Raw genomic sequence first — 25,838 nt, 5'->3', positions numbered from 1 at the left:
GCAATTCAGTGATCTGTGCGCTCGACAACACCTTCCCTGCACTCTACCCGACGCGGTCCACGACCGGAGTTGCAGAGAATCACTTGGCATCGTGCGACGCAGAGTAGATCTTCTCAACGTCCTCCGCGGTCAGCAACTTGTTCAAAATGAATGCAATGAGGAAGATGCCGGGGACATCGACAAGGAACCGCGCGACCGCAAAACGCGCCCCAAGCGACTGCATCTCGAACAGAAACATCGGTATCTTCAGGGTGGACCACGCTCCGATGAATACGAGCACGTTCATGAAGCTGGCTCCCTTGTCCATGAGGACGGCCGCCACCGGAAATGCCGCATACAGAGGCCCTGCAGCAACAGCACCCAGGACAATACCCAGCGAAGTCCCTTTTAGCCCAGACCCTTTGCCCATGTACCTGATGAGTGTCTCTCGTGGAACCCAGACATCCAGCAGTCCCAACAGGACGAAAATCGGAGGCATCACGAGGAACATGGTCCTCAACTGATCAAAGAGGGACTTCTCTGCCCAAGCAGCTTTGGAGGGAAACAGGAACAAGAACGCCACGAAGATGACGACCATCATGAGAGTGGCACGATATTTCTTCAGGAAGCTGTTGAGCGTCATCTTGCTACCATCCATCCGACAAACAGCGCAGCTACAATGGAAAACGCGAAGGCAAGGGTGTTGCGACCAATGGCCGCTTTCTTGCCAAAGTACCTGATTTCCAGAGGCAGGGTCACGATGCCAACCATCATGAGCGAGGACACGAACGCCGCTATCTGTGTTACCCCTGCACCATTCCGGAGCAGCTCTGCCGCTGCGGGGAACGCCACAAATCCAGGAATGAGTGTGATAGCCCCGACAAGTGAGGCAATCATGATTCCCATGAAACCCGAGCCGGCACCGAGCAGCCGCGAGATTGTGGCAGGATCGAACACAGCCAGAACGATCGCGACAAGCATCAAAACAATCAGGAACTGCGACAGGATGCCCTCAAACGCCTTGAGTCCCTTCATCAGGGCTTTCTTTGTTTTGGCCCTGTCTCTGATCATTGAGAACACTAACAGGACAGCGACGACACCATACAGAATCAAGTTCTCCACATGTACCTCTCCATATTGTATTTGCTATGTTTCCATTGTCGGCAACTTAGCAACCTTGTCAAGAGTGAATTTGACAAAGTTTCCGAACCTTGCAACAATATCATTATGACTGAACAAGAGAGAATACACTGCGAACTGACAGCACATATGTTCAAGGCCATGGCTCACCCGTTGCGCGTGTTCTTGCTCACTCGGCTTGCCACCAGACCTTGGTGCGTCTGTGAACTGGCTGCCGAGGCAGAGGTCGAGAAGTCCGTAGCGTCCAAGCACCTCTCCCTCCTCAAGGAAGCAGGCCTCGTAGACGCCATGAGGATCGGCACGCAAATCCGCTACTCGCTTACGGTCCCATGCATTCTCGACTTGGCTTCGTGTGCAGAGCGGTGTGTCCTGACAAACAGGAAGAAGTCCCTGGGCATCGACCCCGGCCGGGACGAACCGCACGACGCCGATGACGGAAGTGGAGTGCCTGTCACCGGAAGACCGCTATGATACGCAGTTGTGAAATGAGGTCGGCTATAACCCCTCCGGCAGATCGACCAAGGAGAAGTTGGCGGACCTCCGCCTGTACCACGAGCGGCAGTTCAGGAAGCTGCAAGACGCCGTGTAGACGCGTCGCGGCTGGGGTGCCGACTACGTTCCCACGCTTGAGACTGCCAAAGCCGATGACATCGACTTCACCGAGGTCGTCGGGTTGATCGAGGAACACGCACGCTAGAACCAGACACAGCTGCACCAGGAAGAAACAGACCCCGGCCTCGACGAGGCCGGGGTCTGTACTGGTCGTTCCTGCTCAGTGGTCTAGAAGATCCAGTTAAAGAGATATCCCACGATGATGATACTGAATCCGACAATACCCGCGAAGGTTGCCAGGAGTTTCAGTTTCATCACCTGCAGGACGGCCCGCACCCCGATCCTCCGCCCCAGTCCATGGATCCGCCGATACCGCTGCCTCCACTCTGTGCGTGGACAGTCTCTGCAAGCCTACACTCGGCTCCACAGGTTGGACATACTGCGGTCCACCGTATGCAGGGTCCGTACGTGCGGTCGATCCACTCAGTCCTGGTACCCTCCGTCTCAAATTTTGTGCGGCATGCGTCGCAGTAGAATACGTTCATGTCTCCTCCTCGATTCGCGCTCCGGAACACATCCGGACACGTTGGATGACGGACCAGTAACCTTGGTGTCCAGTCTCCCAATCCTCACAGCGTCGACGCATTGCCAGACGCTTCCTCCGCCAGACTGGTTGACCATCTGCTGTGTTCTTGACTGCTTGACAAAGTAGATTCCCCAAGCTGATCGAGCCCCTCGACGAACACTCTGGATGACAACATAGGACTCACGAACAACGCAGGCTGCCCATCTCCATCAGATCCGATACAGCTTACGTTGTCGTTGCTGTGTCAGTGCGTCAGCGTCGAGTCTCGACTCCAGTCTTCTTGCCGGTCAGTTCCTTGATCTTAAGGTAGAATGTATCATTTGAGATGCCACCATAGAACGACCACTTGCTGTTCAACGCTGTCAGTGGCAGAGTGTACCCGCTTTCGGCCAGATGACGTACCTCATTGACCTGAGAGTCGCTGTCCTTCATGACATCTATGAACCTCAGCGAGCATTGATCTACTATATCGCTCGCACCGAGGGACGTCCTCAGACTCTCGAACATCTCGCCCATTGTCGGCGTTGGCGCAGCGTTGGGGCCACACCCACCCCCGCCACAGCCGCACGACGAGGCTGCAGGAGCCTCGTCCCAGATTCCGTAGACATCAATCTGAACAACATTCTCTGCCATTATGCAACTCCCTCAAATACGATTTTGTCCAGCATGTCCAACTTGTCGATACCACGAATGTCGCTGTCCATCATTGGAACCCGTAGCAATGCAGCTTCTGCAAAGCGTCGCTTTATCTCTTCCAGGTATCCCAACTGAAGCTGTCTCCGCTTCTGGAAGAAGGGTGTCGTCGCCTGTTCCTCCGCAATCAGCAGGTTCGCCACGACAAGCTGCGTTGCCACACCGATGCCCGCCAGTTCCTCCGATGCGCGGGATGCCTCAAGAATTGGGGTGCTCTCGGGATACATGACGAAACTGAACGTCGTCAGATCGGGATCCCGCATCGTCGTGACTGCCCGGTCAAACCGGTCCTTCTGTTGGCGGTCTCCAGCAGACAATGTCTCAGTGCCGCCAGTGGCCTTGAGCTTGATCTGTTCACTCCAATCCATAGGCAGCTCGAGCAATCTCAGCGTGTGACCCGTCGGCGCCGTATCGAAGACGATAACATCGAACCCTGGAGTACTCGAAAGGTCAATGAAGCGCTGGAACGAAGCCATCTCCTCAGTGCAGGGGGAGGCCAGTTCTTCGGTCATCGTCCGAATTGTGTCCTCATCGAACTTGGCTCGCGCATCGTCGAGAATACCCTTCTTGTAGTCCTCTGTTGCCTGCTTCTGGTCGATCTTGGCGGCAAACAACCCCGGGACGCCGTCGATGACTTCTACCTGATCCGTCACTTTTTTCCCAAGCACGCTGCCAGTATGTGCCGCAGGATCCGTAGTGAGGAGCAGAGTTCGGTACCCGCGTCTGGCAGCATGCACCGCGGCCAGACATGCCATGGTCGTCTTGCCCACGCCACCCTTGCCCGCGAAGAATACCTGCCTGGCACCCTTTGCACTTGGACGCAACAAACTCTCGATGTCAGCCATTGCTCGCCCCCCTCTGAAACAACATTGGAGCGACTTTACGGAACATCTCCACTCCCTTGATCTCACTGTCGAGCAACTCCATCGTCTGTACCGGTATCCCCGCATACGATTGCTTGGCGCGCTCCAGGTATGTCAGCTGCATGTCGCGTCGTTTCCGGAAGAACGGATTCACCGTCTCAGCCTCAGGGACAAGCCCGTTCACGATGATTCTCGACGTCGTCACGCCTATTGCTGCCAGCTCAGTGACCGAACGTGACGTCTCCTCAAGAGATGTCTGTTCTGCCTGCATGACGAAGATGAACTGCGTTCGGCTTGTGTCACGAAGTCGCGCCACAGCATCGTCGTACTTCTTCTTGCTGTCCTGAATCAGGGCGACGGGTCCCATGCATGTCTGACCACTGCCCTCCGCACTATCTTTGATGTGCTTGCTCCACTCGACCGGAAGCTCCAGAAGTCGCAACGTATGGCCAGTTGGCGCCGTATCAAAGATGATGACATCCCAATTGTCGTCCTCCATGAAATCGGTGAACTTGTCGAATGAAGCCATTTCTTCTGTACACGGACCGCTCAACTGCTCTTCGACAACCTTCAACATTTCGTCGTCAAAGAGACCCCGCATGGGGGCCAATGACCGCTCCTTGTACTCACGGGTGGCTTCGTCCGGGTCGATTTCCATGGCCCACAGATTGGGAACACCGGTAATGGGCGTTACGTGGTGGCCTATGGGCTGCTCGAATACGTCGGCCAGGTTCGATGCCGGGTCTGTTGTGACGATGAGGGTCTTCTTGCCGTTGTCTGCATGGTAGACCGCCGCCGTGCATGCCATAGACGTCTTGCCGACACCGCCCTTGCCTGAGAAGAAGACGTACTCAGGATTCATGCTATTCCTCCAGTCAGTGCAATTTTCATCTCATCGTACGATGGGTAGCTCATAGTCTTGAGAACCTTGCCGTCGACAGTAGTCACCGGAAGGATCTTTTTGCCATTGCCCGTTACTAGCTTATAGACGTCTGCATTGTCGCGAAACTTGAATGGCTGCTGATTGATCGCATAGCGTTCAACGATCATGCCAGGCTCCTCCCCTTGAAGACGTTTGAGATCTTCATTGAGCTGAACAAGATGTTCATCTACAGACGGTCCACACAGCCCCGTCGTGCAACACATAGGTGGTTCATAGAACTCGATTTTCAACGTGACCTCCTTGAAGATTCATATGAAGCAGTTCTACTTGCTTGTACTGGGCTTTCGAGAGTGCTGCTCAGCTTGGTGCCGTCCAGCGGGCATTGGCTTGGCAATCACATTACAGACAAACGCAGGAGTATCTGTCAAGCGGTTCCGGTCGTCGGGAAACTCGGCATGAACCTGGGCCGTGAGAAGAGACATAAAGCCGAGGATCCCAGACGGCAAATCGTCGCGAATTGTATACAACGTCCAGTAGCTCCGCTTGGACGTCATCAGGAGCCCCGCCTCAACCAGAACGCGCAGATGATCCGAGACGGTCGCCTGCGACAGACTCAAAGCAACTTTCAGCTCACAGACACACAAGGCACGTACACCCAGGAGCCCGACAATGCGTGCTCTTGTCTGGTCCCCCAGCGCCTTTGCAACCCAAATCCTGTTAATCTTCCCTGCACTAGTCGTCTGCATCGCCATTCTCCGATTATATCGTTATCAACCGATATAATATATGCCGACGCTCCAATGTGTCAAGAACGTACCATCTTCTTCTTTCAGGGATTGGAGGTCAGGGAAGAGTTCTTCGACACGAAGGACGCAGAGAATGTTACACTTCGGGACGGTTCCATACGTGTAACAGTCTCACCGCAACAAGGCACTTCCCCAGCGTGGAGGGGGAAGTGTACTGGCACCCTTACCCCTTTGTGGCGAATCAGAACGACTGCTGTTCGGTGCGTGCGATGATCTCCTCCTGCAGGCCAGGCGTCAGATCGCAGAAGTAGTCGCTATAGCCGGCCACGCGCACGATGAGATCACGGTACTTGTCCGGCTCGGCTTGGGCGGCACGCAGGGTCGCGGCGGTCACGACATTGAACTGGATGTGATGCCCATCCAGCGTGAAATAGGAGCGGATCAGGTGCGTAAGCGCGCCGAGCCCCACATCCCCTTCCACCAGTGACGGCGAGAACTTCTGGTTGAGCAAGGTGCCGCCGGTGCGTACATGGTCCATGCAAGCAGCTGAACGGATGACGGCGGTCGGGCCTTTCCTGTCAGCCCCTTGAACAGGCGATATGCCATCTGACAGCGGCTGCCATGCGCGGCGACCATCCGGCATCGCGCCGGTCACCGAACCAAAGTACACATGGACCGTGGTCGACAGATAGTTCACGTGATACGTCCCGCCCTTGGTGTTGGGACGACCGTCGATCGCGTCGAATACCACATCAAAGAGCCGAGCAAGGATGTCGTCGGCAGCCGGGTCGTCATTGCCATACTTGGGCGAGCGGTTCCACAGCAGCAGCCGCGTTTTCTCATGATCTACAAAGTCCACATCGACCGCCGCCAGGATCTCGCCCATAGTCAGGTCCTTCTGGTCGAAGACATGCGCCTTCAATGCAGAGAGGCTGTCAGTGCAGCTCCCCGGTGCCGTGACCTGGATGTACGTCGAATTGTACCGCGGGCCACCGTCGTTGTAGTCACGCCCGCGCGCAATGCAGTCCTCCACGAAAAGCGACAGGAACGGTGCCGGCATCTGCTCGGCATACAGCCGCTCGATAACGTTGTTGCCACGCACCTTGATGTCCACGAAGTGATACAGTTGCGCTTTAAATGCTTCAAACATCTCGTCATAGCTGGCAAAGGTTCGCGGATCACCCGTGTGCAGACCGATGACCTTGCCTGTACGTGGGTCCAGACCGCCATGCAGGGTCACTTCGAGGATCTTGGGCAGGTTCAGGTAGCCAGTGAGGATATACGCTTCACGGCCGAACGCACCGGTTTCGACACAGCCGGAAATGCCGCCCATGCGGGCATCGACCACGGATTTTCCCTGGCGGAGGAGCTCCTCGACGACCATGTCGGCATTGAAGACAGAGGGCTGACCCCAGCCTTCGCGGATGATCTCGGCGGCACGCCTGAGGAAGCGGTCTGGACTCTTGCGGCTGAGCTGGATGTTCGAGGACGGCTGCAGCAGGTGCATGTCGTCGATGACGTCGAGCAGGAGATAGCTGACGTCGTTCACACCGTCAGAACCATCGGGGCACAGTCCACCCACATTGATATTGGCAAAGTCCGTATACGTTCCGCTTTCGGCAGCCGTCACACCCACTTTCGGCGGCGCAGGCTGATTGTTGAACTTGACCCAGAAGCACTCCAGGAGTTCCATGGCCGACTCGCGGGTCAGTGTGCCGTCGGCAAGCCCTTTTGCGTAGAACGGCTCCAGGTGCTGGTCGAGGCGCCCGGGACAGAACGAATCCCAGGTGTTGAGTTCGGTCACGACGCCCAAATGCACAAACCAGTATGCCTGCAGCGCCTCGTGGAATGTGCGCGGAGCGTGCGCCGGAACCCAGGAGCAGACCTCGGCGATGCGCAGAAGTTCCGCCTTGCGCACGGGGTCCTGCTCTGCATTGTCCATTGAATGGGCCAAGCCGGCATTGCGCTCTGCATAGCCCATCATCGCATCTGCGGTAATGGCCATTGCCTGCAGCTCTTCGCGACGTGCGGTTGCCTGTGGGTCGTTCAGGAAGTCGAGGCCGGCAATGGCTTCTGCCACCTCCGCCTTCAGCTCCAGCAACCCCTTGTGATAGATGACGTCGCCCAGCACAGTATGACCTGGTGCGCGCTGCTCCATGAACTCGGTAAACACGCCGGCTTCGTAGGCGTCCTTCCATGCGGGTTCCATCAGAGCAAACATGCGGTCACGCATAGACCGCCCGTTCCATACAGGAATGACCTCCTCCTGCTGAATGCGGCGACCCTCATCGTCGACCTTGTAGGAGATCTTCTCCCGCGTATCGAGGACAGTGAGGTCCTGCATGCTGTGACAGCACAGCTCCGGAAAGGACGGCACGGCTTTGGGCGCGGGGCCACGTTCGCCCACGATCAGCTCGCCAGGTCCGATGAATAGCTGCTTATGTTCAAGAATGTACTGCAGGAGGCGTGCGCGGTAGACAGGTACCGACAATCCCCGCGCCTGCCGGTCGAACTCCGTCACCAGATGCGCTCGCTCCAGGGACAGCCGGGGTACTGCGTCAAGACTCTCCTGACGCAGACGTGCAACGCGCTCGTTCATGTTAACCTCCCACCGATGCTTCGATGCCGGCGTCTGCGAACATGCACCGGATGTTCTCCATGGCTTCCGCTGAAGGAGGCTGCAGGTCGGCCAGTTGGTACGGCCTTCCAAGCCTCCGGTACTTGTCCGTCCCGATGCGGTGATAGGGCAGAAGATCAATTCGACCCAGCCTCAGATGATGCATCATGCCGACCATCGCTGTCAGATTTGTGTCATCATCGTTGAGTCCAGGAATGACCGGAAACCGCACAACCACCTGCGCACCATGCTCCACCAAGGTGGCTAGATTCACCAGAATCGTCTCGTTTCCCACGCCTGTCGCTTCTCCATGTCGCGCGGTATCCATCAACTTGACGTCATACAGGAACAGGTCGACCTTGTCCGCCATCCCCAGCAATTCCCCTTGGTCAGTCATCCCGCAGGTCTCGACCGCAGTCGATATGCCCTGTTCTCGACACGCCTCAAGCAGATTTCTCAGGAATGCCGGCTGCATGAAGGGCTCGCCACCAGAAAATGTGACACCACCGCCCGACTCCTCGAAGAAAACGCGGTCCCGAACGAGTTCGCTTACCACCTCTGCCACTGTCATGATCCTGCCCGCAATCGTCCTGGCCCCGGCGAGACAGGCATCGACACACTGTCCACATGCGGTACACGCGTCAGTGGCCCCAGGTACTCCACCCTCCAGGATTGCCGCATGCGTCGAGCATGCCGTCAGGCAATCCCCACACCCGGTGCACCGTTCCGCCACAACCATTAGTTCAGCATCTGGGTTCTGGCTCTCGGGGTTATGGCACCACCGGCACGCCAGTGGACAGCCCTTGAGGAACACGACCGTGCGGATCCCCGGCCCATCATGTAAAGCATAGTGCATGATGTTAAAAACGATTCCATCCATAATGATATTCTAGCATAACGTCTTAGAAGTCCATGTGGATATTCATCATGGGATACAAAACGTACCAGGCTGGAGTGATCACTCCAGCCTGGTTACTCGCAATATTCTGGAACGTCCTAGCGCGTGATCACCAGGTCTTTGCCAAGATCAGTGATAGGCGTGCAGCCATCCTCTCTCACGATGACCGTATCCTCGATGCGCATCCCGAAGTGATTAGCAACATAGACCCCGGGCTCCACAGTCATGACATACCCGGGTACGAGCGTTGCATCGGAGTACGGCGAGAAACGGGGGTTCTCATGGATCTCGAGTCCGACACTGTGGCCAAGCCCATGGCCAAATCCAAGACCGTCCTCTGCCAGCTTGGCACGGACAGCGGTATCGACAGCCCGTGAGCTGACGCCGGCACGCACCATGCTAACTCCAACCTGTTGGGCAACACGCAGCCTGGCATAGGTGTCGACGATCTCCTTTGAGGGTTCACCGTCTGCAATAGTCCTTGTGCAGTCTGAAAGGTAGCCTTGATATTGCACACCAAAATCGACGACAACCGGCTCGCCCTTCTGGATGACGCGGGATGTCGGCATGGCATGCGAGATGGCGCCACGTGGACCCGATCCGACGATCGTCGGAAACGCTGTCCCGAGTGCCCCAGCTTTGTGCATCTGATATTCCAACTCCGCATCAACATCGTTCTCGGTCATGCCGGCCTTGAAATGAGTAAGCATGGCACGGAAGGCAGTATCAGCCAGATGCCCGGCAGTCTGGATAGACTCGAGCTCGGTGGCATCCTTTGCCCTCCGCAAGTCCTCCACCAGATTCCTCGTCGGCGCCAGCGTTGCAAACGCTGTGGCCGCTTGAATCGTCTCCAGTTGTGCAAACGGGATGCGCTCGCGTTCAAATCCTACCCAGTGCGCATGATGTTTTGCAAGAAGCGATGCAACAGCACTGACCCACTGGTTGCCTTCAGACGAAGAGTGTTCAATAACGTCAAGCCCCGGTGAATCCTCGTGCGCCTGCGTCGTAAATCTGCTGTCAACGATCAAATGAGGCTCACCGGCAACGATAAGCAGGAAACACTCATCGCCGGTAAATCCCGTGAGATACCGCTGGTTTGAAGGGGCCATTGTGAGGAAGGCGTCGATATTGGCCTTGTCCATGATCTCTGCAAACTGCACAACCCGTTTTTGATAGTACTGGTTCTTCATACAAACTTCCTTTCCGCCTTGTCGGCAAGTTTCAGACGTTTGAGAAGACAATTTTCATCTCGACAATCAACGACCAGTAGCCAGCCGGGGGCTGACCAGCCTCCAACAACAGTTGGAAGCCTGGCCGCCCCCCGCTTGTCTTCTTGTCTAGATCCTGAGTGCCACCGTCAAGAAGTTTCTGACAGCTATCCCATATAAGCGGTCTTCCAGTCAACAGTTCCAAGCGTCGACTGGTAGAAGTTCTTGATGCTCTTGCTCACGAGCACAGGGTTCGTGTAGAAGTAGATTGGAAGAATAGGCATCTCCGTCATGAGGATCTTCTCTGCGGCATGCAGGGCTGCCATGCGTACCTTCGGATCGACAGTGGCCTTTTCCTTTGCGATAAGAGCATCGTAAACCTTGTTACTCCAGCCAGTGCTGTTTTGTCCACCACCCGTGACCCACAGGTCCAGGAACGTGTTGGGGTCCATGTAGTCACCAATCCAGCCCGCAAATGAAACATCATAATTGATATTGACCATGTCATCCAACCAGACGCCCCTCTCCTCGCTCCTCAGGGTGCAGGTGATACCGAGGTTCTTCTTCCACATCTGCTGGATCGCTTCGGCCATGGCTTTGTGCAGGTCAGAGCTGGAAAACGTCAGTGTGAAGGCAGGGAATCCCTTGCCATTGGGATAGCCGGCCTGAGCAAGCAGTGCCTTTGCAGTTGTGATGTCGTTGTCCTTGAAGTATGAACCACCCACAGTGCGGAAATCGCTGCCAGGAAGCGCGTCTGCAATACCATGAGGAACCACGGCCAGCGCGGGAATCTCCCCACCTTTCGTGACGGCCGTAGTGATCTGCTGACGATTGATTGCGAGCGTCAAGGCTTTGCGCACGCGGACATCGCTGAACGGCTTCTCGGGGACATTGAACAAGAAGTACTGTGTCCCAAGGTATGGAAGGATCTTTACATCGCCTGAGGCGACCAGCTTGGACAACTCTGAGGAGGGTACCAAGACCGCCGCATCCAGTTGACCGGTCTCATACATCGAAAGCGCAGTCGAACTATCATTGACCATTAGGTAGGTGATCTTCGTGAGCTTGACCTTGTCCTTATCCCAGTATGTCGGGTTCTTGACAAAGACCATCTTATCAGAGTGTGACCACTGCGTGAGCTTGAACGGTCCATCGGTGACATAGTTCGTCGGATCGAAAGCCCATTTCTCGTTCGTGCTGACAACAGCCTTGCAGACCGGGTAAAGCGTAGCGGTCGCCGTCAAGTTGAGGAAGTACGGAGCCGGAGACTGGAGATAGACCTTGAGTGTCTTGGCATTCAGTGCCTTGACGCCAATGTTCTTGCTGGGATCGATCTCTTTCGCCATGTTCGCAACGGGGACGTCCTTGCCCCCTTCTTTCTTTGTGAGAGGATTGCCTTTGGCGTCGACAGTCTGGACATAGTACTTGCTGCCGACCTTGATGGATGTGTTGAATGCCAGACCACCATATACATAGTAGAGCGCGTAGGCATACGGGGAAGCCAGCTCCGGGCTGAGAGCACGCTTCCATGCATACTCAAAATCGTATGCTGTGACGGGCGTTCCGTTTGTCCAGTACGCATCGCGAAGCGTAAATAAATACGTCTTCCCATCCTTGGAGATCGTCCAGCTCTTTGCGATTGCGGGCTGCGGCGCATTCTTGTTGTCGAGACGCGTTAACCCATCAAAGACCTGTGCCACAACATTGTTTTCCGAAACGCCATTGGCCATGCCCGGATCGATCGTGGCGGGCTCAGTCCCCATGTTGTACGTTACCTCCTGAGCGACTGCCTTAGCTGACGGTACAACAGACAGTCCACCAAACAGCGAGACCAGAAGTACTGTTACCAAGACAAGTGACAGTGCTTTCCTCATGCAATAGCCTCCGATTTCCCAACAGGATTTGTCGCTCGCGCGACTACACTTGATGCTATCAATTGGAGGGGAAAATACAAATCCTTGTCACGGCCAACATCGCCGTATGCAGAAGCGCTGGTCTTCGTGACCGGCGCTTCTGCACGCATCTGGTATGTTCGAGTAGGTTTGTTCATGAGGCAACGATGCGATTTCGAAAAGAAAATGGATGAGGCAATACGCCCTGTTGACATGACGCACGTCACGGCACACACTACCAATACGTAACGGAAACCGAGCTAGTTGATGTAGTTCCACCGGGTTCAGTCTGCGTGGGGGGAAGATGCAGTAGAAATCTACAAAAGCGATCACGTGGCAAGTCCAATATTCATGATGGGAGGAAAAGATGGAATACACAAAGACTCCGACATTCAGAAAGTTCCTGAACCCCAACTTTGAAGTGCATCCCGAAGGTGACTACTGGGAGAAGTTCAAACCGCTGAAGGCCAAGACTGCACTGCTGATCATCGATGTTCAGAAACACGATCAGGACCTGGCTGTCGAGCTCAGGAATGCAGGCAACAGTTACCTGGAGGACCGACTGAAGGGCACGGTCATTCCAAACGCCAAGCGGCTTCTCAGCTTCTTCCGTGACCAGCAGATGGTCGTCACGTTCGCAACGATCGGAAATCAACGTGAAGACGGTCGGGACCGTTCGCCGACCGAGGCCAGGCCAGGCAGGGGCAACACTCTGTTGAAGATTGGCTCCACGGACCAGGAGGTTGTCGATGATCTGAAGCCCAGAGACGGCGAAATTGTCGTCTGCAAGACCACGGACAGCGCCGTGAATGGCACTCAGTACGGCCACATCCTGAGATGGATGGGCATCGAGCACGTGGTAGTCTGTGGCCTGTTCACGGATCAGTGCGTTTCCAGCACCGTGCGCGACTTGTCGGACTGGGGCTATACCGTCTTCCTGGTGGAGGACGCTACGTCGGCCATCAACGCCGACCTTCAGGTCTGGGAGACCAGGATCCTGAACCAGATCTACTGCAAGGTGGTCTCAACCGAAGAAGTGCTCCAGGACCTGGCGGACCAGTAGAGGAGAGGTTTATGGTGGAGAGAAGGGAAGCCTGAAGCGGGAAATCAGTCTCTTGACATTGGGTCCCATATCGGCGGGTCCTGTTCATCGGCGAAGGGGTTGCCGAAGCGCCTTATTGGTTCAAAGCCACGAGGGCAGGATCAGTGCCATTGTTCCCCATCCTCGCGATCCTGCTGATTCCGGTTGGGCTTGCAATTGCGGAGATGACCTCAATGATGCCTCTTGTCCCCGTTTCATGAAATTATTTTAGCGCAACACCCGGCAAGGTCATATTGTCCACGTGATGATCGCTCCGCATCCGTCGCCACGCCCTCTCGCGTCAACTCACGTAAGATTGTGCGTGAACGTCAGGTCGTGAACGCACCAGAACAGCTGCCTCGACCACCAACACTTGACGGTATCTCAGCGAGGGAGCAGCAACGTCACCGTCGTTCCAGATGTGAGTGTACTGACAGCGCTGACGGACCCCCGCATACACAAAGCAGCCTGCTTCACGATAGCAAGACCCAGCCCTGCGCCACCATGTTGTGCATGACTGCGGCTGGGGTCGGCGCGATAGAATCGTTCAAAAACGTGTGGCAGAGCTTTTACGGGAATGCCTTCTCCATGATCAGTGATGCTCATCCGGATTCTGTGTCGTGAAGCCACCTCGGCGCTCATTTCGATCACCGCACCTGCCGGTGACCACTGTGCTGCATTTTGCACAAGATTCTTGAGGACCATGAGTATCAGACCACGATTTGCAGACACCATGACATCGGCGCCGGCGATCTCGAGCCGCAGGCTCTTTTCTTCCAGTACAGGCGTAAGACTTTGCTGGACATCGGCACAGAGCGTTCCGAAGAGAACGGGGGTTCCAGGGCGTGCAGCTGCATCGGACATGCGGGCCAGCAGAAGCAGTGACTGCACCGTTTCCGAAGCGGAACGCGCCTGCCGGAGGGTGGCTTCGGTGTAGCTGTGCACCTGTTCAGGTGTGGACTGCGGCCGCAATGCCATTTCAGCATTCAGCTGGATAGCGGCAAGCGGTGTCTTCAGTTCATGGCCGGCGTCACCGGTAAACTGGCCCAGGCGTTCCAGCGCTGCCGTCGCCGGGCGGGCAGCGATCCTGCCGAAGGACAGTGTCACAATAGCTATCAGCAAGGCACCAAACAGGACCATCAGCCATACTACGCGGCCCAGGAACATACCTGTCACCGAAAGATCGTTGGCTATACGGATGCCAAACAGGACATATACAGGCTGACCTCCGATGCTGATGGATACAGGGGTCGTCATGTATGATTGAGTCCACATGCCACCACCTTTTGCGGGAACACGGATGACGACATCTTTTTTGGCCTGCTCCCAGAACGTATCCACGTCCTCGGGAAGCCACCCCCATACTGAACGGACACCTGAAGCTGTCGTTACAATGGCAAATCCCCCCGGTATTCTGATGCTGTTTGTCAGCCGGATGGCATGATCAAGAAGGTCCGACAGCTCGCGCGCTGAGGTGACTGGTTTCTGTACCCTAGGAGTCAGGCTTTTCAGTGTGTCGCGGTCATTATAGAGCATCTCCTGCGTCAGGTTGTGTTCGGTCTTCGTCTGCGCATAATCGCCCAACCAGAACATTGACGAAAGAAGGAGCGCGACGACAAGCGCGACAAACAATGAATAGAACAGATAGGTACGCCGCACCGGCACAAAAGCGCCGGGTTCGAGGCGACTGTCGAAACTGATGGGCCATACAAGGAGCGCGACGATGGCTGCAACAGGAAGCACGATCAGTATCAGGTTCTGAAGGTAGTCGATATGTCTGTCGTGGAGGGCAAGACCAAACACCACCACCGCAACGGCCAGCACCACCAGCAGTTCTGCTTTAAGGAAACGACCGAAAGCACTCGAAGGCATTCTCTGTTTCATCTATTCCCCTTGCCTGGCAGGCCGATGCCATACCCGATGCCTCGCACCACCTGGATAAAGTCCGGGGCGCCCACTGCATCCAGTTTTCTGCGCAGCCGCCAAACATGGACTTTGAGCGTATCGGTCCACATTGATGATTGATCATCCCAGACGTGCTCTTCCAGCTGACTGCGCGGGATGACACGACCAACATTGCACAGCAGGTATTCAAGGACCCGCTCTTCGTGAACAGTCAGCGATACAAGTTTGTTTGCGACCGTGCAGAGACGCGTTGCCGGGTCAAATGATACGGTTCCTGATGACAGAACAGTCTGCTGCACGGCAGGTCCTCTGCGAAGCAGGGCACGCGCACGTGCCAGCATCTCATCGATGGAAAATGGTTTGACCAGGTAATCGTCAGCTCCCTGGTCCAGCCCGGCAACGCGTTCCCTGATGGTATCGCGTGCCGTGATGATCAAAACAGGTGTCCGGTTTCCTTCGGACCGCAGCTGGCGCAGGACCTGAAGCCCATCGATCTCAGGAAGCATCAGATCAAGGAGAAGAAGGTCATACACTTGCTCGACATGGACCTTCGCGAGCGCACTGGCTCCATCATCTGCCGTGTCGACGGCATAGTGTTCCTGCCGCAGTGCATCCGCGAGCGCCTTGCAGATATCCGGTTCGTCTTCTACGACTAGGATTCTCATATATCTGTTCTCCTTCTCTGGCCTGCCGCTGATGCTCTATAGCTCTTTGATGAGTATATCATTGATGTCCCGATGGTTGCCTTGCGGGTGACTGGGGAGATGCAGCGTCTGGCTCTTCGTGAACCCAATCACTGCGATGGCGACAAGAATGGAACCGATTGCACTACCACGATGATGCCATTGCATCTATCACCCCTTGTTACAGACTCCGCACAATCTTGTGCAGGCAACAATGGTGTAATCGTCGAAAGTAACGGAATGGTAACGGACTCTTCCCCTCAGGGACGGTTTTCTGATTATGAGGGTTGCTGCCACCTGTTGTTGAGCCGGTTCAGCTCCAGTTCTGGACGAGTCGATGCGCTTGATTGCCCTTTGTCTCTGCTCGCCTACAATGGTTGCTGAGGTGAGATGATGGCGACGGTGACGGTGAGAGTGTATCTGGCAGAAGATTTCAAACAGGGACCCGTTCCACTCTCAGCCTCGACGTATATCGAGGCGCTGCGAAGCCTTGTTGCGGAGTATCCCGTCCTGAAGAGCGTCATCCTCACCGATGACCTGAGATTGAAGCGGGACTACATCTACCTGCTCAACGGGAGAAGTGTCGAGTTTCTGGGCAAGGAAGATGCTCTACTCAAGGACGGTGACACCCTTTCACTGTTTCCACCGATCGGCGGTGGCTAGACAGCAGAGACGCTCGAGGGTCTCTTAGCCTTTTGACAAGGTGGCCCCTTACAGGGCCACCTTGAAAACAGACGAATACAAGTCTGCGTGCGCAATGGTTCCATGCAGAACAGGGTTGATCATGGTGCTGATGTCGGTCTGGTCTCTCATCATCCTGAGATAGACGCCGGGATTGACGACACCTTCGCCGACGAAGACAAAACCTCTCAACTGGCCGTCCTTGACGACGATCTTCCTGTACTCGCCGTCACTCACGTTCCTGTAGACATCACCTTCGTCGTGCGTGCTGATCCCACCGGTGAAGAGGGTCTGTCCAAAGACCATCAGGATATTCCTGAGGACATCGCCACCGTAGGGCATCTCCATGCCGAGCATATTCTCGGCAGCGTTGTTCGCTTGCTCTACGGCTACAGGCCAGAGAGCGTGAAGTGTCTTCTCACCCAGCAGGATGTCGTCTGTCTCGACGGCATCCCCCGCGCCATAGATACCCGGTACACTTGTCTCAAGATACCGTCCAAGAACGACACCCTTGTTGAGCCGTACATCCGTTCCCTTCAGAAAGCCAGTGTTGGGGCGCACCCCTTTGCCATAAACAACGCAGGAGCCGCTGAGGACTTTCCCTGATGCGAGCTTCACCTCCAAGGCGCCGTCCTTCTCCTCGATTTCCTGGATGTCTTCGCCCTTGAGCAGCTCCACATCGAGTCCTGCAAACGACTTCTCGATGATTGCAGAAGCTTCTCGATCGACGATCTGGGACAGGACCCTGTCCGAAGAAATGACATAGGTCACAGGAATACCAAGCTTCACAAGAGCATCACCTATTTCAGCATTGACCAGCCCGGCGCCTGCCAGAATGACCCTCTTCTGTGTCGACTCCGCTATTCTCTTCCGAATGACCTCAATATCTCCGATATTCCTGACACCGACCACCGAAGGAAGTCTGGAACCGGGGATATCGGGGATGAACGGAGAAGTACCCGTCGCTATCAGGAGTCTGTCATAGTCGAGCTGCTCGCCATCCTTAGTATGGACGGTTTTCGACACCGTATCGACCCCGTCGACGTACTTGTTGAGGGCAATCTCGACCCCGTCCACGGAAGGCAGCATGCAGTTCTCAAACCAGGTCATCCCGGAAAGAATGTAGGGAAGGGACATCTTGCCATATGGCTGGACTCCCTCCCCTGAGAGGACGATCACCTCCTGCTCTGGACTGAGTTTCTTTATCTTCGCTGCAGCCGTTATTCCGGCGACAGAGGCGCCGATGATCACATGTCTCATGACAGGTCTTCGAGTCCCAGATCTTTCAGTCTGTCCTTTGTGGGAACGCTGTCCTTGCCCCATCCTCTCAGGGAGTAGTACTCACCCAGCATCTTATCGAGCTCTTCGATTTCGCCTTTGGAAGGGCCTGATGGGATCGGCTCGTTGAGGATTCTCGGAGGCAGGGTGTCGTCCTTCCCGGTGAGCCCTGACTTCAGGTTGAAGAGTTTCTCCATGTTCCAGATCCTCTCGCCGATCTTCAGGAACTCCTTGTCATCACAGTCAAAACCGGTAGCAGCTGAGTAAAGTTGTGCAAGGTCCTTTGCCTGCAGTCCAAATGTCGTAAACAGGCATGTCCCCGTAGAATCAAGTGCTGCCGTCAGATCCTGCAGGAACTTGGTGACAGCCGCCTTGCCCTCATAAGCCAATCTGTCAAGACCCGGGGAGAGTATTTCGGCAGCTATGGTATAGCCCCTGACATGACAGGCTCCTCTATTGCTGGTTGCATATTCCAGACCGATTCCCTTGATACCTCTCGGGTCATAGGCAGGAAACTCCTGCTTCTTCACCGACATGGACAGCTCTGGATGTCCATAGTGCTCAGCAAGTCGGTAGGAACCCTGCGCGAGCAGTCTTCCAAACTCATCCTTCTGCTCTCCCATTGCTCGTATTGATTCTACAACTGCATCCGCGTCGCCGAACCTCAGAGGGAAGGGCGCATCCTTGGCAGGCATGTACCCCTTCTCATAGAGCTCCATCGCACAGGCAACCGTTGATCCGGCAGAGATCGTATCGAGGCCGTACCGATCGCAGAGGTAGTTTGCCATGGTGACAGCATCGAGGTCCGAGTTGCCACACATTGCACCAAGTGACCAGATAGACTCCCACTCGGGCCCACCACCGTGCTCGCCTTTGTACTTGCCTTCTTTGATTGCAGTGACTCTTCCGCAGGCAATAGAGCAGTCAGAGCAACCTTCATTGCGTACCAGGTTGCGCGTCCGTAGCGTCTCACCACTTATCTTGTCCGCCTCAGGAAGATATGCATCCTGCGCATTTCGCACAGGCATTGAACCAGTGGAGTTTATGATGTTCACAAGAACTGCAGTTCCATACAGAGGAAGTCCTCCACTTGCAACGGGATTCTGTGCAAGGATCTCTCTTGTTGCCCGCACAGCCTCTGCAAACTTGTCATGATCAGCGACGGTGACGCCCAGATTTCCTCGTACAACAATACCCTTGAGGTTCTTGCTGCCAACGACGGCGCCGACGCCTGTCCTGCCCGAAGCTCTGTGCCCATTGAACATGACATTGGCGATCATGGACATCTTCTCGCCGGCAGGTCCAATCTCCATCGTCTCGGCTTCGAGATGTGTTTCCTCTCTCATCAGCTGATCAGACTCGTTGACGAGTTTTCCCCAGAGGTGTTTGGCATCACGGAACTCAACCTTTCCTTTATTGATCCAGAGGTACACGGGCTCACTGGACTTTCCCTCCAGGATAATCATGTCATATCCGGTTCTCTTCAGCATCGGTCCAAAATACCCGCCGGCATTCGAGCAGGCGATCGTGCCGTTGAGTGGTCCCTTGGTGATCACCATGACCCGGCCTGACGACGGCGCTGTCGTACCATCCAGGGGACCTGTTGCAATGACAACCTTGTTCTCAGGGGCAAGGGGGTCGACCTTTGGATCGACTTCATCACAGATGATTCTCGTGCCATACCCTCTGCCGCCGATGTATCTCTTCGCCCAGTCTTCCCGTAGAGCTTCTTCCTTCACGACGTGGTCCGTGAGATTCACCCTGAGGATCTTGCCCTGATAGCCGCCGTCGATCATGGGTTCACCCCCTTCACCATCTCCGCTGCAATGCGTCTGTACGTCTGTGCAACCCCCTGCTGCTTGCTGGCAACAACATCCTCGACTTCAACATACGTCAGCGCCTCGGCCTTGCAGACCTTGACGCAGGCAGGATCTCCGCTGCAATGGTCACACTTGATGATCTCCTTGCCCAGATGATTGATCCTGATGGAGCCCCAGGGACATGCTACGATGCACTGCTTGCAGCCGATGCATTTCTCTTTGAGGAAGTCCACAAGACCCGTTGTGGTATTCCTGACCAGTGCCGCTGTAGGGCAGACCTGCGCGCAATACGGCGTTTCGCATTGACTGCATACCGTCGGGACAAACATCAGGTCTTCGTGGAATGTGATCACGTTGACGCGGGAATCCAGTGGATTGAAGACCCCCGATTTCTCGAACGAACAGGCGTCCATACAAGCCCTGCATCCGGTACACTTCGCCGGCTCAAGCACAAGTACCTTCATGCTCACGCCTCCCTGTTTCGATTCCCTTTCCGAATGCGGGAGGTATAAGAGTTTTCCCTTATGCCCTATTGGCTTCACTCCGTAGCAACTGCCGTAGGCCATGAAGCTCGGGTGCCCTCCTTGTACCTTTTTTCACAGAATTGTCAACCGTATCGCCAACGGCAAACGGGATGTCATATACCAGCCTAGCGCTTGTTGGGTGCCTGTTTCGGCCTGACAATAATTGTATGCGTCGGCCGTCCGAGCGTGTGACGATACCTGAGCACATGGCCTACGTCATCTTTGAGGAAGGTGCCGTCCGTCATCCAGACGGAATAGCCATATGCGTACTGCGACGGTGGCACGAAGATCTCGGTGGGCTCCATGATGCCTGGGTCGTGACGGAAGGTGAAGCTCAGGACCTTGTGACGCATATCGAAGGAGAGATGCAAGGGTTCGCCGGCCGTGGCGACCGGATATGGGCGAACGACGGCACACAGCGCCCGTCCCCCACGGTCGAGGACTCTCGTATCTCGTCCCTGGTCCGCGCTCCAGATGGACAGGTCTTCGCCGTTCCAGCCGTCGCCCCTCTCGTTGGTGTTGCTGGCCGTGTAGTTCCAGATCGTGGCTGAGCAGAGGCTGCTTTCCACGGCACGAAGACTGCAGTCCATGAGTGCTTCCTGCTCCCGGTAGTCGCCGGTCCGGAAGGCCCTTCCCCCGCGAAGGTCATATGGGACGCCGATCTCACCGATGACGGTGGGTCCGTGCAGGCGTTCGGTTCCAGCCCGGCGGATGGCGGCGAGCTGCCAGGCGGCGCTGCGGCGTACAGCCCACGGTCCGAAAACGATCCGGCTGTGCACGACGTCATAACCGAACCATGCACTCGGCCGCTTCAGCAGCAGTGGAATTGCGTCGTACCAGTGCGGCGCGGACACGAACCCCGAACATCCTTCGCCGACCTGCGGCGGCAAAGACTGTGGTTCCCCCTCAGCAAAAATGAGCGCTTCGGGGTCTGCCGCCCGCACAGCGTCTGCATAGCGCCGTATGAACGGAACCAGGTAGTCGCACTCGAAGTCAACGTCTCGTCCGCCGACGTGCGAGAAGTAGTCTGGAACGAGCAGTTGGGGCTTACCCTCGTCGTCCACCGTCCAGACCCCGTGGTCGCGCCAGATGCACGGCCTGCCTTCCTTCCAGGCCCGGACGTGTCCTGTGTTGAGCAGTCGGTGTCCTTGCAGGCGTGCGCCGCTCCGTCCCATGCCCCAGACTCCCACCTCCTGCTCCAGCCCGTCGCCCAGGGCAAATGACTGGAGGGGTGTCGGTTGCAGGTCGGCCTTCAGCAGGCTTTCGTGGCCCGTGAGGTCTTTCCTGCCGATGTACCCGTGTGACGGCTCATTAAACGTGTCATAGCCGAGGACGCAGGGCATCCCCTTCAAGCGTTGCATGACCTGGACAACGGCGTCCACATAGTGCCGCTGCAGGTACTCCTGGACTGGTTCGCCCTCGACGAGAAGGTGTGGGGCGAAGTCGTTGCCTCCGAAGAAGAGTGTGAACATCGTCGCGGACGCCAGCCGATTCGCATTGCTCGGCCAGATGACACTCGAGAACGGGTCTCCGTGCGTCTGATGAACGATGGCGGCACACGTGTCTGCAAACCGGGTCATGTCGAAGCCGACCGCCTCCAGCGTCCAGCCGGGGGCCCCGTCGCCTCCCGTGAACCTGCTCCAGACGTCCTGGTGAGGGTCGATGAACACGGTGAAACCCATCTCCCCGGCCAGCCGGACGACCCGCTCGACGTAGTCCAGGTACTCGGTATCGTAGAGCCCCGGCCCCGCGTGCTCGATCGCCTCCCACGTCACCAGGAACCGAAGCATCGTCAGTCCCCAGGACTTGAGGCGCGACAGGTGCTCGGACACCTCCGAGAGCGGGAACGGCTGACCCACGAAGGAGACCATGCGGTGGTCGAAGAACCCTTGGGCCAGATGCGTCGCCCCATCCGGGATGACCGGGACCTTGCTGTTTCCTCCGAGGTTGACGCCACGCAGGAGGAGCGTGCGCCCCGCGTCGTCCTTGAACCAGTTGCCGTCAGGATGCAGCATCGCCCCACTCGAAGGGAGTCATGCGCCTGCCCTCACCGAGTCCCTGTGGCGTCCATCGTACGGGCAGTACGTGCCGAGAGTGGCAAGAGGTCGAGGACCGCTGTCGTTTCATCCCCGGTCAGCCCGAACAGGTCTATGTGCTCCCCATAGTCCTGCAGGACGAAAACCTGGTCTCCGTCACGTGTCAGGGCTATCTGCCACCACCAGAGAGACTCGTGGCCGGAACCGTGTCCCCCGACGACAGCCCTGGTGACCTCAGGGGTGACGGCACCCCAGAACATCAGGGCTCCGTCTTCACGTCTCCGTTCGATCGTCTCAGCGACCGGCATGAGCAGCTTGATAGCATCGGTGTCTTCTCGCAGACAGACGACCTCGAAGGTTCCCGAGCGACGCAGGACAAACTCGGCGAGGGGGACCCAGAACGCTGTTGAAACCGACGCTTGAATGCCGGGCAGCATGCCCCTCAGCTCAGGAATCGTGATGTGCAGCGATGTGAGTTTGTCGGTCGTCATGTCACAGCAGGCCGTATTCGTCCAGAAGCTGGAGCAACGGTGCCTCCAGCATAACGTGGACATCTCGTGCAACAGTCTCAGACACCATCGTTCTCCCTGTTCTCATGCGATATGATACCAGACACCATCAGTGTATCCCGCGCGGCAGGGAATCAAGAGACTCCGCCGGTCGTGTCACGGACGAACCGGGCCAGGTCCTGCCAGGGTCCGATATCGAAGAAGCGCCGCGCCAGACCGGAGGTCGATGGCAGGACCCACACCACTGTTCGCCCGACGCAGTCCGGCTGTCGACCCAGCACGGCGCGCCACCCCAGGAATTGAGCCGCCACGGTCCTGCTGGTGAACGCCAGCACGCGCGGCTGCCACCGCAGGACCTTTGCCCTGAGCAGTCTGCGCGCCTCGTCCAGGTCGACATGGCCGTCGAAGATGTGCACGTCCTGCCCGTGATCGGTTTTGACCAGGTCGGTCAGTCCAATCCCCCAGTCGACCAGCTGCGGGTATTCCTCAGCCACAAGCCGGCGAGGCGTCAGTCCGACCTCTGCCAGGGTCTGCCAGAAGCGATTGCCCGGGTTGGCATAGTAGGCCCTTCGTTCCCAGGAGACATCCCCCAGCGCCGAACCGCAGAAGACGACACTCAGACCATCAGTCAGTACGTCCGGGATGAGCTCTCTGGCACTTCGGCCATCAAGCGCTGGTTCCAGCTCGCCCCCGCCCTGTCCATGTTGGTTTCTCATATTTTCAGTATAGCAGTGTGAAGCCGACGGCTTGCAAAAATCGCTCCCGACTGTAGTCTCAGGAAAACTGCATCGAGGAGGCCCTATGAACGGCAAACGCATCTATAGCATCGCTGGAGGCCAGTGTGGCCGCGAGACCCTGCTCGCCATCCTCCGCGAGCATCCCGAGATTCGCTTCGTCTCTCTTGTGGCGATCGACCTTGCCGGCAACGACACCGACGAGCGTATCCCCATCCAGACCTTTGTCGCCGACATCGACGCGTTTCTGGCCGGAAAGGCTGTCCAGACCGACGGTTCGTCTGTCGTGCTGGGCGGCATGACCTCGCTGGACGATGCGCAGGTCGATCTTGCGCCGGACCTGACTGCCACCTGGTTCGTCGACTACAACGAGGAACACGTGGACCACGAGACCGGTCTCCCGGTGGGGACACTGCGCATCCCGTCCTTTCTGGTACACCGCGGTGAGCGCATCGACTCGCGCTCTCTGCTTGCAGCCACAGTGGAGTATGCACGGGCGGAAATCCTGAAGCTTGTGCGCGACCATGCCTCGTCCCCATTGCTTGCTCACCTCGAGCCCGCGCGACTTGCGGGCATCGAGTTCACCGTCGGGACAGAATTGGAGTTCTGGGTCAAGACTCCGACCGATACAGCAAACGTCGAGGAGCTCTCGGCAGCGCAGATGCTGCAGGAAAACTACTGGCAGCGCACGCGAGGCGTCGCCCGAACCGCTCTCGAACAGGCGGTGATGGCACTTGAAGCATATGGTCTGCAGCCCGAGATGGGCCATAAGGAAGTCGGCGGCGTCAAGGCAGCCATCGGGGCCGGCGGCGAACTGACCCACATCATGGAGCAGATGGAGATCGACTGGCGGTATGCCCCAGCGCTCCAGGCCGCCGACAATGAACTCCTTGCGCGCATCCTGGTGAAGGAAACGTTTCGCGCCAACGGCCTCACGGTCACCTTCAAGGCCAAGCCCATCCCGGGCGTCGCAGGTTCCGGCGAACATACGCACCTGGGCATCGCGGGCGTCCTGCCCAGCGGCAGGCGCATCAACCTCTTCGCACCCGCGAACATGCATGCCGACTTCCTGAGTGTGATCGGATACGGAGCGCTGATGGGTCTTCTCCGCAACTACGAAGTCGTCGGCCCGTTCATCTCTGCAAGCAACGATGCCTTCAACAGGCTCAAACCCGGTTTCGAAGCACCTGTCTGCATCGTCGCGGCGCTGGGACTCGATCCCGCCACCCCGTCACGCAACCGCACGGTCCTGGCAGGCCTAGTCCGAGACGTCGACAACCCGCGAGCAACGCGCTTCGAACTGCGGGCTCCCAACGCCTACACCAACACCTACCTTGCCGTAGCCGCGTCCATCCTCGCAATGCTTGACGGCATAAGATGGACGATCGAGTCCGGCACGCCACCCGAAGCGCTCCTCGCAGAGATCTCCAAGAAGGCAGGTGAACCCGGAAGCTACCTTGAACAGGACCGGGCGTACCGGGCGGAAGAGAACGTCTTCGAGAACTACTCACAGGAAGAGCGCGACCATCTCTTTGGCGTTCCTCCGGCCACCGTGTGGGAGAACATGCAGAATCTGGTGGCTTTTCCGGACCGCATTCGCGTTCTGACCGCAGGAAGTGGCCTGACACCACGCGTGATCAATGCGTTCCGCACTGCAGCCACTGCTCGCTGGAAACACGAGCTGCTGGTCCGCATCATCCCCGAAGACCTGGACGTTGTACGGGCCTGCCAGCCACTCGACCTGGCCAGCGACCGCGCTCAGGACCTGTGGAAACGCATCGACGCTCTGAGGCACGAGATGACCGACGATACAGTCGGGAATCCCGCCCTGTGCACCCGACTGATGTCCGCTCTCCTCAACAATTCTCTGCAAGAAGCATCAGACCTTCAGCTCGTCCTCGCCAACCGTATGAACCATCTGCGGCAGCTGGAGGACGAATACCGCAAACTGGTGTTCTAGCATGCAATCGGGCGGACCCGGAAGGTCCGCCCGATTGTTCATTCCGATCCGGAAAGAAGAGCCTCCTACTTCTCCACCGTCAGCTCACTGGTGCAATGTGGACACCGAGTAGCGTCGATCGAAATCTCCGACTTGCAGAAAGGGCACTCCTTGGTCGTGGGAGTCGGGGGCGTGACCACGATCTTCTTCTCGGTCATCTCTCTCAGCCTGTTCATCGACCTCACCATGATGAAAATGACGAGCGAGATGAGGAAGAAATCGATGACCGCGTTGAGAAACAGCCCGATATTGATAGTCGGCGCTCCGGCAGCCTCGGCCAGGTCGAATGTCGGATACTTCGTGCGTCCCAGATTGATGTAGATGCTCGAGAAATTGACGCGCCCCAGCAGCAGACCGATCGGGGGCATCAGGATGTCGTTGACAAGAGACGTGATGACCTTGCCGACCGCGCCGCCGATGATGATACCGATAGCCAGGTCGATCATGCTGCCTTTCAGAGCGAACCGCTTGAACTCATTCCACATGGGTCACCTCCACGTGCAGTATAACACCTGTCCCACGGCACGTCAT

The 25,838-nt window shown here is 56.9% G+C and carries 25 protein-coding genes and 1 riboswitch; of the genes, 4 read left to right on the top strand and 21 right to left on the bottom strand.

Annotation, left to right across the window (positions count from 1 at the left end; all coding sequences use genetic code 11):
- Positions 1-79 precede the first annotated feature (79 nt).
- Positions 80-622 (bottom strand): permease, encoded by a 543-nt coding sequence (locus SMC3_RS07125; protein ID WP_119086910.1) that lies wholly within the window; start codon positions 620-622, stop codon positions 80-82.
- On the bottom strand, positions 619-1,101 hold the full coding sequence (locus SMC3_RS07120) for a permease (RefSeq protein ID WP_119086911.1): 483 nt from the start codon (positions 1,099-1,101) through the stop codon (positions 619-621). The genes SMC3_RS07125 and SMC3_RS07120 overlap by 4 nt, the downstream gene beginning before the upstream one ends.
- A gap of 105 nt (positions 1,102-1,206) precedes the next feature.
- On the opposite strand from SMC3_RS07120, the gene SMC3_RS07115 reads away from it, so the two are divergent.
- Positions 1,207-1,590, top strand: a complete 384-nt coding sequence (locus tag SMC3_RS07115; RefSeq protein ID WP_119086955.1) for an ArsR/SmtB family transcription factor — start codon at positions 1,207-1,209, stop codon at positions 1,588-1,590.
- Here SMC3_RS07115 and SMC3_RS07110 read toward each other — a convergent pair.
- From SMC3_RS07110 to SMC3_RS07065, 10 genes are all read right to left on the bottom strand, one after another.
- Complete coding sequence (locus tag SMC3_RS07110; RefSeq protein ID WP_126850808.1) at positions 1,571-1,807, bottom strand: hypothetical protein; 237 nt, start codon at positions 1,805-1,807, stop codon at positions 1,571-1,573. The two genes, SMC3_RS07115 and SMC3_RS07110, sit on opposite strands and share 20 nt — an antisense overlap.
- A 702-nt stretch (positions 1,808-2,509) precedes the next feature.
- Positions 2,510-2,890, bottom strand: coding sequence for a hypothetical protein (locus SMC3_RS07105; RefSeq protein WP_119086913.1), 381 nt, complete (start codon positions 2,888-2,890; stop codon positions 2,510-2,512).
- Entirely contained in the window at positions 2,890-3,795 is a 906-nt protein-coding gene (locus tag SMC3_RS07100; protein ID WP_119086914.1) for an ArsA family ATPase, read from the bottom strand. Before SMC3_RS07100 ends, SMC3_RS07105 begins: the two co-directional genes overlap by 1 nt.
- Positions 3,788-4,675: an ArsA family ATPase gene (locus SMC3_RS07095; RefSeq protein WP_119089964.1), complete on the bottom strand. Its 888-nt coding sequence runs from the start codon at positions 4,673-4,675 to the stop codon at positions 3,788-3,790. Before SMC3_RS07095 ends, SMC3_RS07100 begins: the two co-directional genes overlap by 8 nt.
- The gene (gene arsD / locus SMC3_RS07090; protein WP_119086915.1) at positions 4,672-4,986 is read right to left on the bottom strand and encodes an arsenite efflux transporter metallochaperone ArsD; all 315 of its coding nucleotides are present in this window, start codon (positions 4,984-4,986) and stop codon (positions 4,672-4,674) included. Before arsD ends, SMC3_RS07095 begins: the two co-directional genes overlap by 4 nt.
- A gap of 33 nt (positions 4,987-5,019) precedes the next feature.
- Positions 5,020-5,442, bottom strand: a complete 423-nt coding sequence (locus SMC3_RS07085; protein WP_119086916.1) for an ArsR/SmtB family transcription factor — start codon at positions 5,440-5,442, stop codon at positions 5,020-5,022.
- A 241-nt stretch (positions 5,443-5,683) separates the two neighbouring features.
- Positions 5,684-8,041 (bottom strand): trans-4-hydroxy-L-proline dehydratase, encoded by a 2,358-nt coding sequence (gene hypD / locus SMC3_RS07080; RefSeq protein ID WP_119086917.1) that lies wholly within the window; start codon positions 8,039-8,041, stop codon positions 5,684-5,686.
- Between the two features lies 1 nt (position 8,042).
- Complete coding sequence (locus SMC3_RS07075) at positions 8,043-8,939, bottom strand: glycyl-radical enzyme activating protein (protein WP_207799011.1); 897 nt, start codon at positions 8,937-8,939, stop codon at positions 8,043-8,045.
- A gap of 116 nt (positions 8,940-9,055) precedes the next feature.
- Entirely contained in the window at positions 9,056-10,147 is a 1,092-nt protein-coding gene (locus SMC3_RS07070; protein WP_119086919.1) for a M24 family metallopeptidase, read from the bottom strand.
- 185 nt (positions 10,148-10,332) lie between these two features.
- Positions 10,333-12,039: a peptide ABC transporter substrate-binding protein gene (locus SMC3_RS07065; protein ID WP_119086920.1), complete on the bottom strand. Its 1,707-nt coding sequence runs from the start codon at positions 12,037-12,039 to the stop codon at positions 10,333-10,335.
- Between the two features lie 385 nt (positions 12,040-12,424).
- Here SMC3_RS07065 and SMC3_RS07060 point away from each other — a divergent pair, with 385 nt between their 5' ends.
- Positions 12,425-13,120, top strand: coding sequence for a cysteine hydrolase family protein (locus SMC3_RS07060; protein WP_119086921.1), 696 nt, complete (start codon positions 12,425-12,427; stop codon positions 13,118-13,120).
- 402 nt (positions 13,121-13,522) lie between these two features.
- Here SMC3_RS07060 and SMC3_RS07055 read toward each other — a convergent pair whose 3' ends face one another.
- Positions 13,523-15,022: a sensor histidine kinase gene (locus SMC3_RS07055; RefSeq protein ID WP_119086922.1), complete on the bottom strand. Its 1,500-nt coding sequence runs from the start codon at positions 15,020-15,022 to the stop codon at positions 13,523-13,525.
- Positions 15,019-15,708 carry a response regulator transcription factor gene (locus SMC3_RS07050; RefSeq protein ID WP_119086923.1) on the bottom strand — a complete coding sequence of 230 codons (690 nt, stop codon included), beginning with the start codon at positions 15,706-15,708 and terminating at the stop codon, positions 15,019-15,021. Before SMC3_RS07050 ends, SMC3_RS07055 begins: the two co-directional genes overlap by 4 nt.
- A 408-nt stretch (positions 15,709-16,116) precedes the next feature.
- Here SMC3_RS07050 and SMC3_RS07045 point away from each other — a divergent pair, with 408 nt between their 5' ends.
- Positions 16,117-16,389, top strand: a complete 273-nt coding sequence (locus tag SMC3_RS07045) for a MoaD/ThiS family protein (RefSeq protein ID WP_119086924.1) — start codon at positions 16,117-16,119, stop codon at positions 16,387-16,389.
- Positions 16,390-16,437: 48 nt separating this feature from the next.
- On the opposite strand, the gene SMC3_RS07040 is transcribed toward SMC3_RS07045, so the two are convergent.
- The 6 genes from SMC3_RS07040 to SMC3_RS07015 all read right to left on the bottom strand — a co-directional run bounded on the left by SMC3_RS07040 (position 16,438) and on the right by SMC3_RS07015 (position 23,290).
- Positions 16,438-17,667 (bottom strand): NAD(P)/FAD-dependent oxidoreductase, encoded by a 1,230-nt coding sequence (locus tag SMC3_RS07040; protein ID WP_165846656.1) that lies wholly within the window; start codon positions 17,665-17,667, stop codon positions 16,438-16,440.
- Positions 17,664-19,481, bottom strand: coding sequence for an aldehyde ferredoxin oxidoreductase family protein (locus SMC3_RS07035; protein ID WP_119086926.1), 1,818 nt, complete (start codon positions 19,479-19,481; stop codon positions 17,664-17,666). The genes SMC3_RS07040 and SMC3_RS07035 overlap by 4 nt, the downstream gene beginning before the upstream one ends.
- On the bottom strand, positions 19,478-19,969 hold the full coding sequence (locus tag SMC3_RS07030; protein ID WP_119086927.1) for a 4Fe-4S dicluster domain-containing protein: 492 nt from the start codon (positions 19,967-19,969) through the stop codon (positions 19,478-19,480). The genes SMC3_RS07035 and SMC3_RS07030 overlap by 4 nt, the downstream gene beginning before the upstream one ends.
- 23 nt (positions 19,970-19,992) lie before the next feature.
- A riboswitch (molybdenum cofactor riboswitch) is annotated at positions 19,993-20,081 on the bottom strand.
- A 73-nt stretch (positions 20,082-20,154) separates the two neighbouring features.
- Positions 20,155-22,044: a cellulase family glycosylhydrolase gene (locus SMC3_RS07025; RefSeq protein WP_119086928.1), complete on the bottom strand. Its 1,890-nt coding sequence runs from the start codon at positions 22,042-22,044 to the stop codon at positions 20,155-20,157.
- A 32-nt stretch (positions 22,045-22,076) separates the two neighbouring features.
- Positions 22,077-22,556: a hypothetical protein gene (locus SMC3_RS07020; RefSeq protein WP_119086929.1), complete on the bottom strand. Its 480-nt coding sequence runs from the start codon at positions 22,554-22,556 to the stop codon at positions 22,077-22,079.
- Between the two features lie 152 nt (positions 22,557-22,708).
- Positions 22,709-23,290, bottom strand: a complete 582-nt coding sequence (locus tag SMC3_RS07015) for a mismatch-specific DNA-glycosylase (RefSeq protein ID WP_119086930.1) — start codon at positions 23,288-23,290, stop codon at positions 22,709-22,711.
- Positions 23,291-23,375: 85 nt separating this feature from the next.
- Here SMC3_RS07015 and SMC3_RS07010 point away from each other — a divergent pair, with 85 nt between their 5' ends.
- Positions 23,376-25,268, top strand: coding sequence for a glutamine synthetase (locus SMC3_RS07010; protein ID WP_119086931.1), 1,893 nt, complete (start codon positions 23,376-23,378; stop codon positions 25,266-25,268).
- A gap of 65 nt (positions 25,269-25,333) precedes the next feature.
- On the opposite strand, the gene mscL is transcribed toward SMC3_RS07010, so the two are convergent.
- A complete protein-coding gene (gene mscL / locus SMC3_RS07005) occupies positions 25,334-25,792 on the bottom strand; it encodes a large conductance mechanosensitive channel protein MscL (protein WP_119086932.1) in 459 nt (152 codons plus the stop codon).
- Between the last annotated feature and the right edge of the window lie 46 nt (positions 25,793-25,838).

It is taken from the genome of Candidatus Cryosericum hinesii, from assembly GCF_003570985.1.
In the GTDB taxonomy this organism is placed as follows: domain Bacteria; phylum Caldisericota; class Caldisericia; order Cryosericales; family Cryosericaceae; genus Cryosericum; species Cryosericum hinesii.
This window is presented reverse-complemented; position numbering and strand designations above follow the sequence as displayed.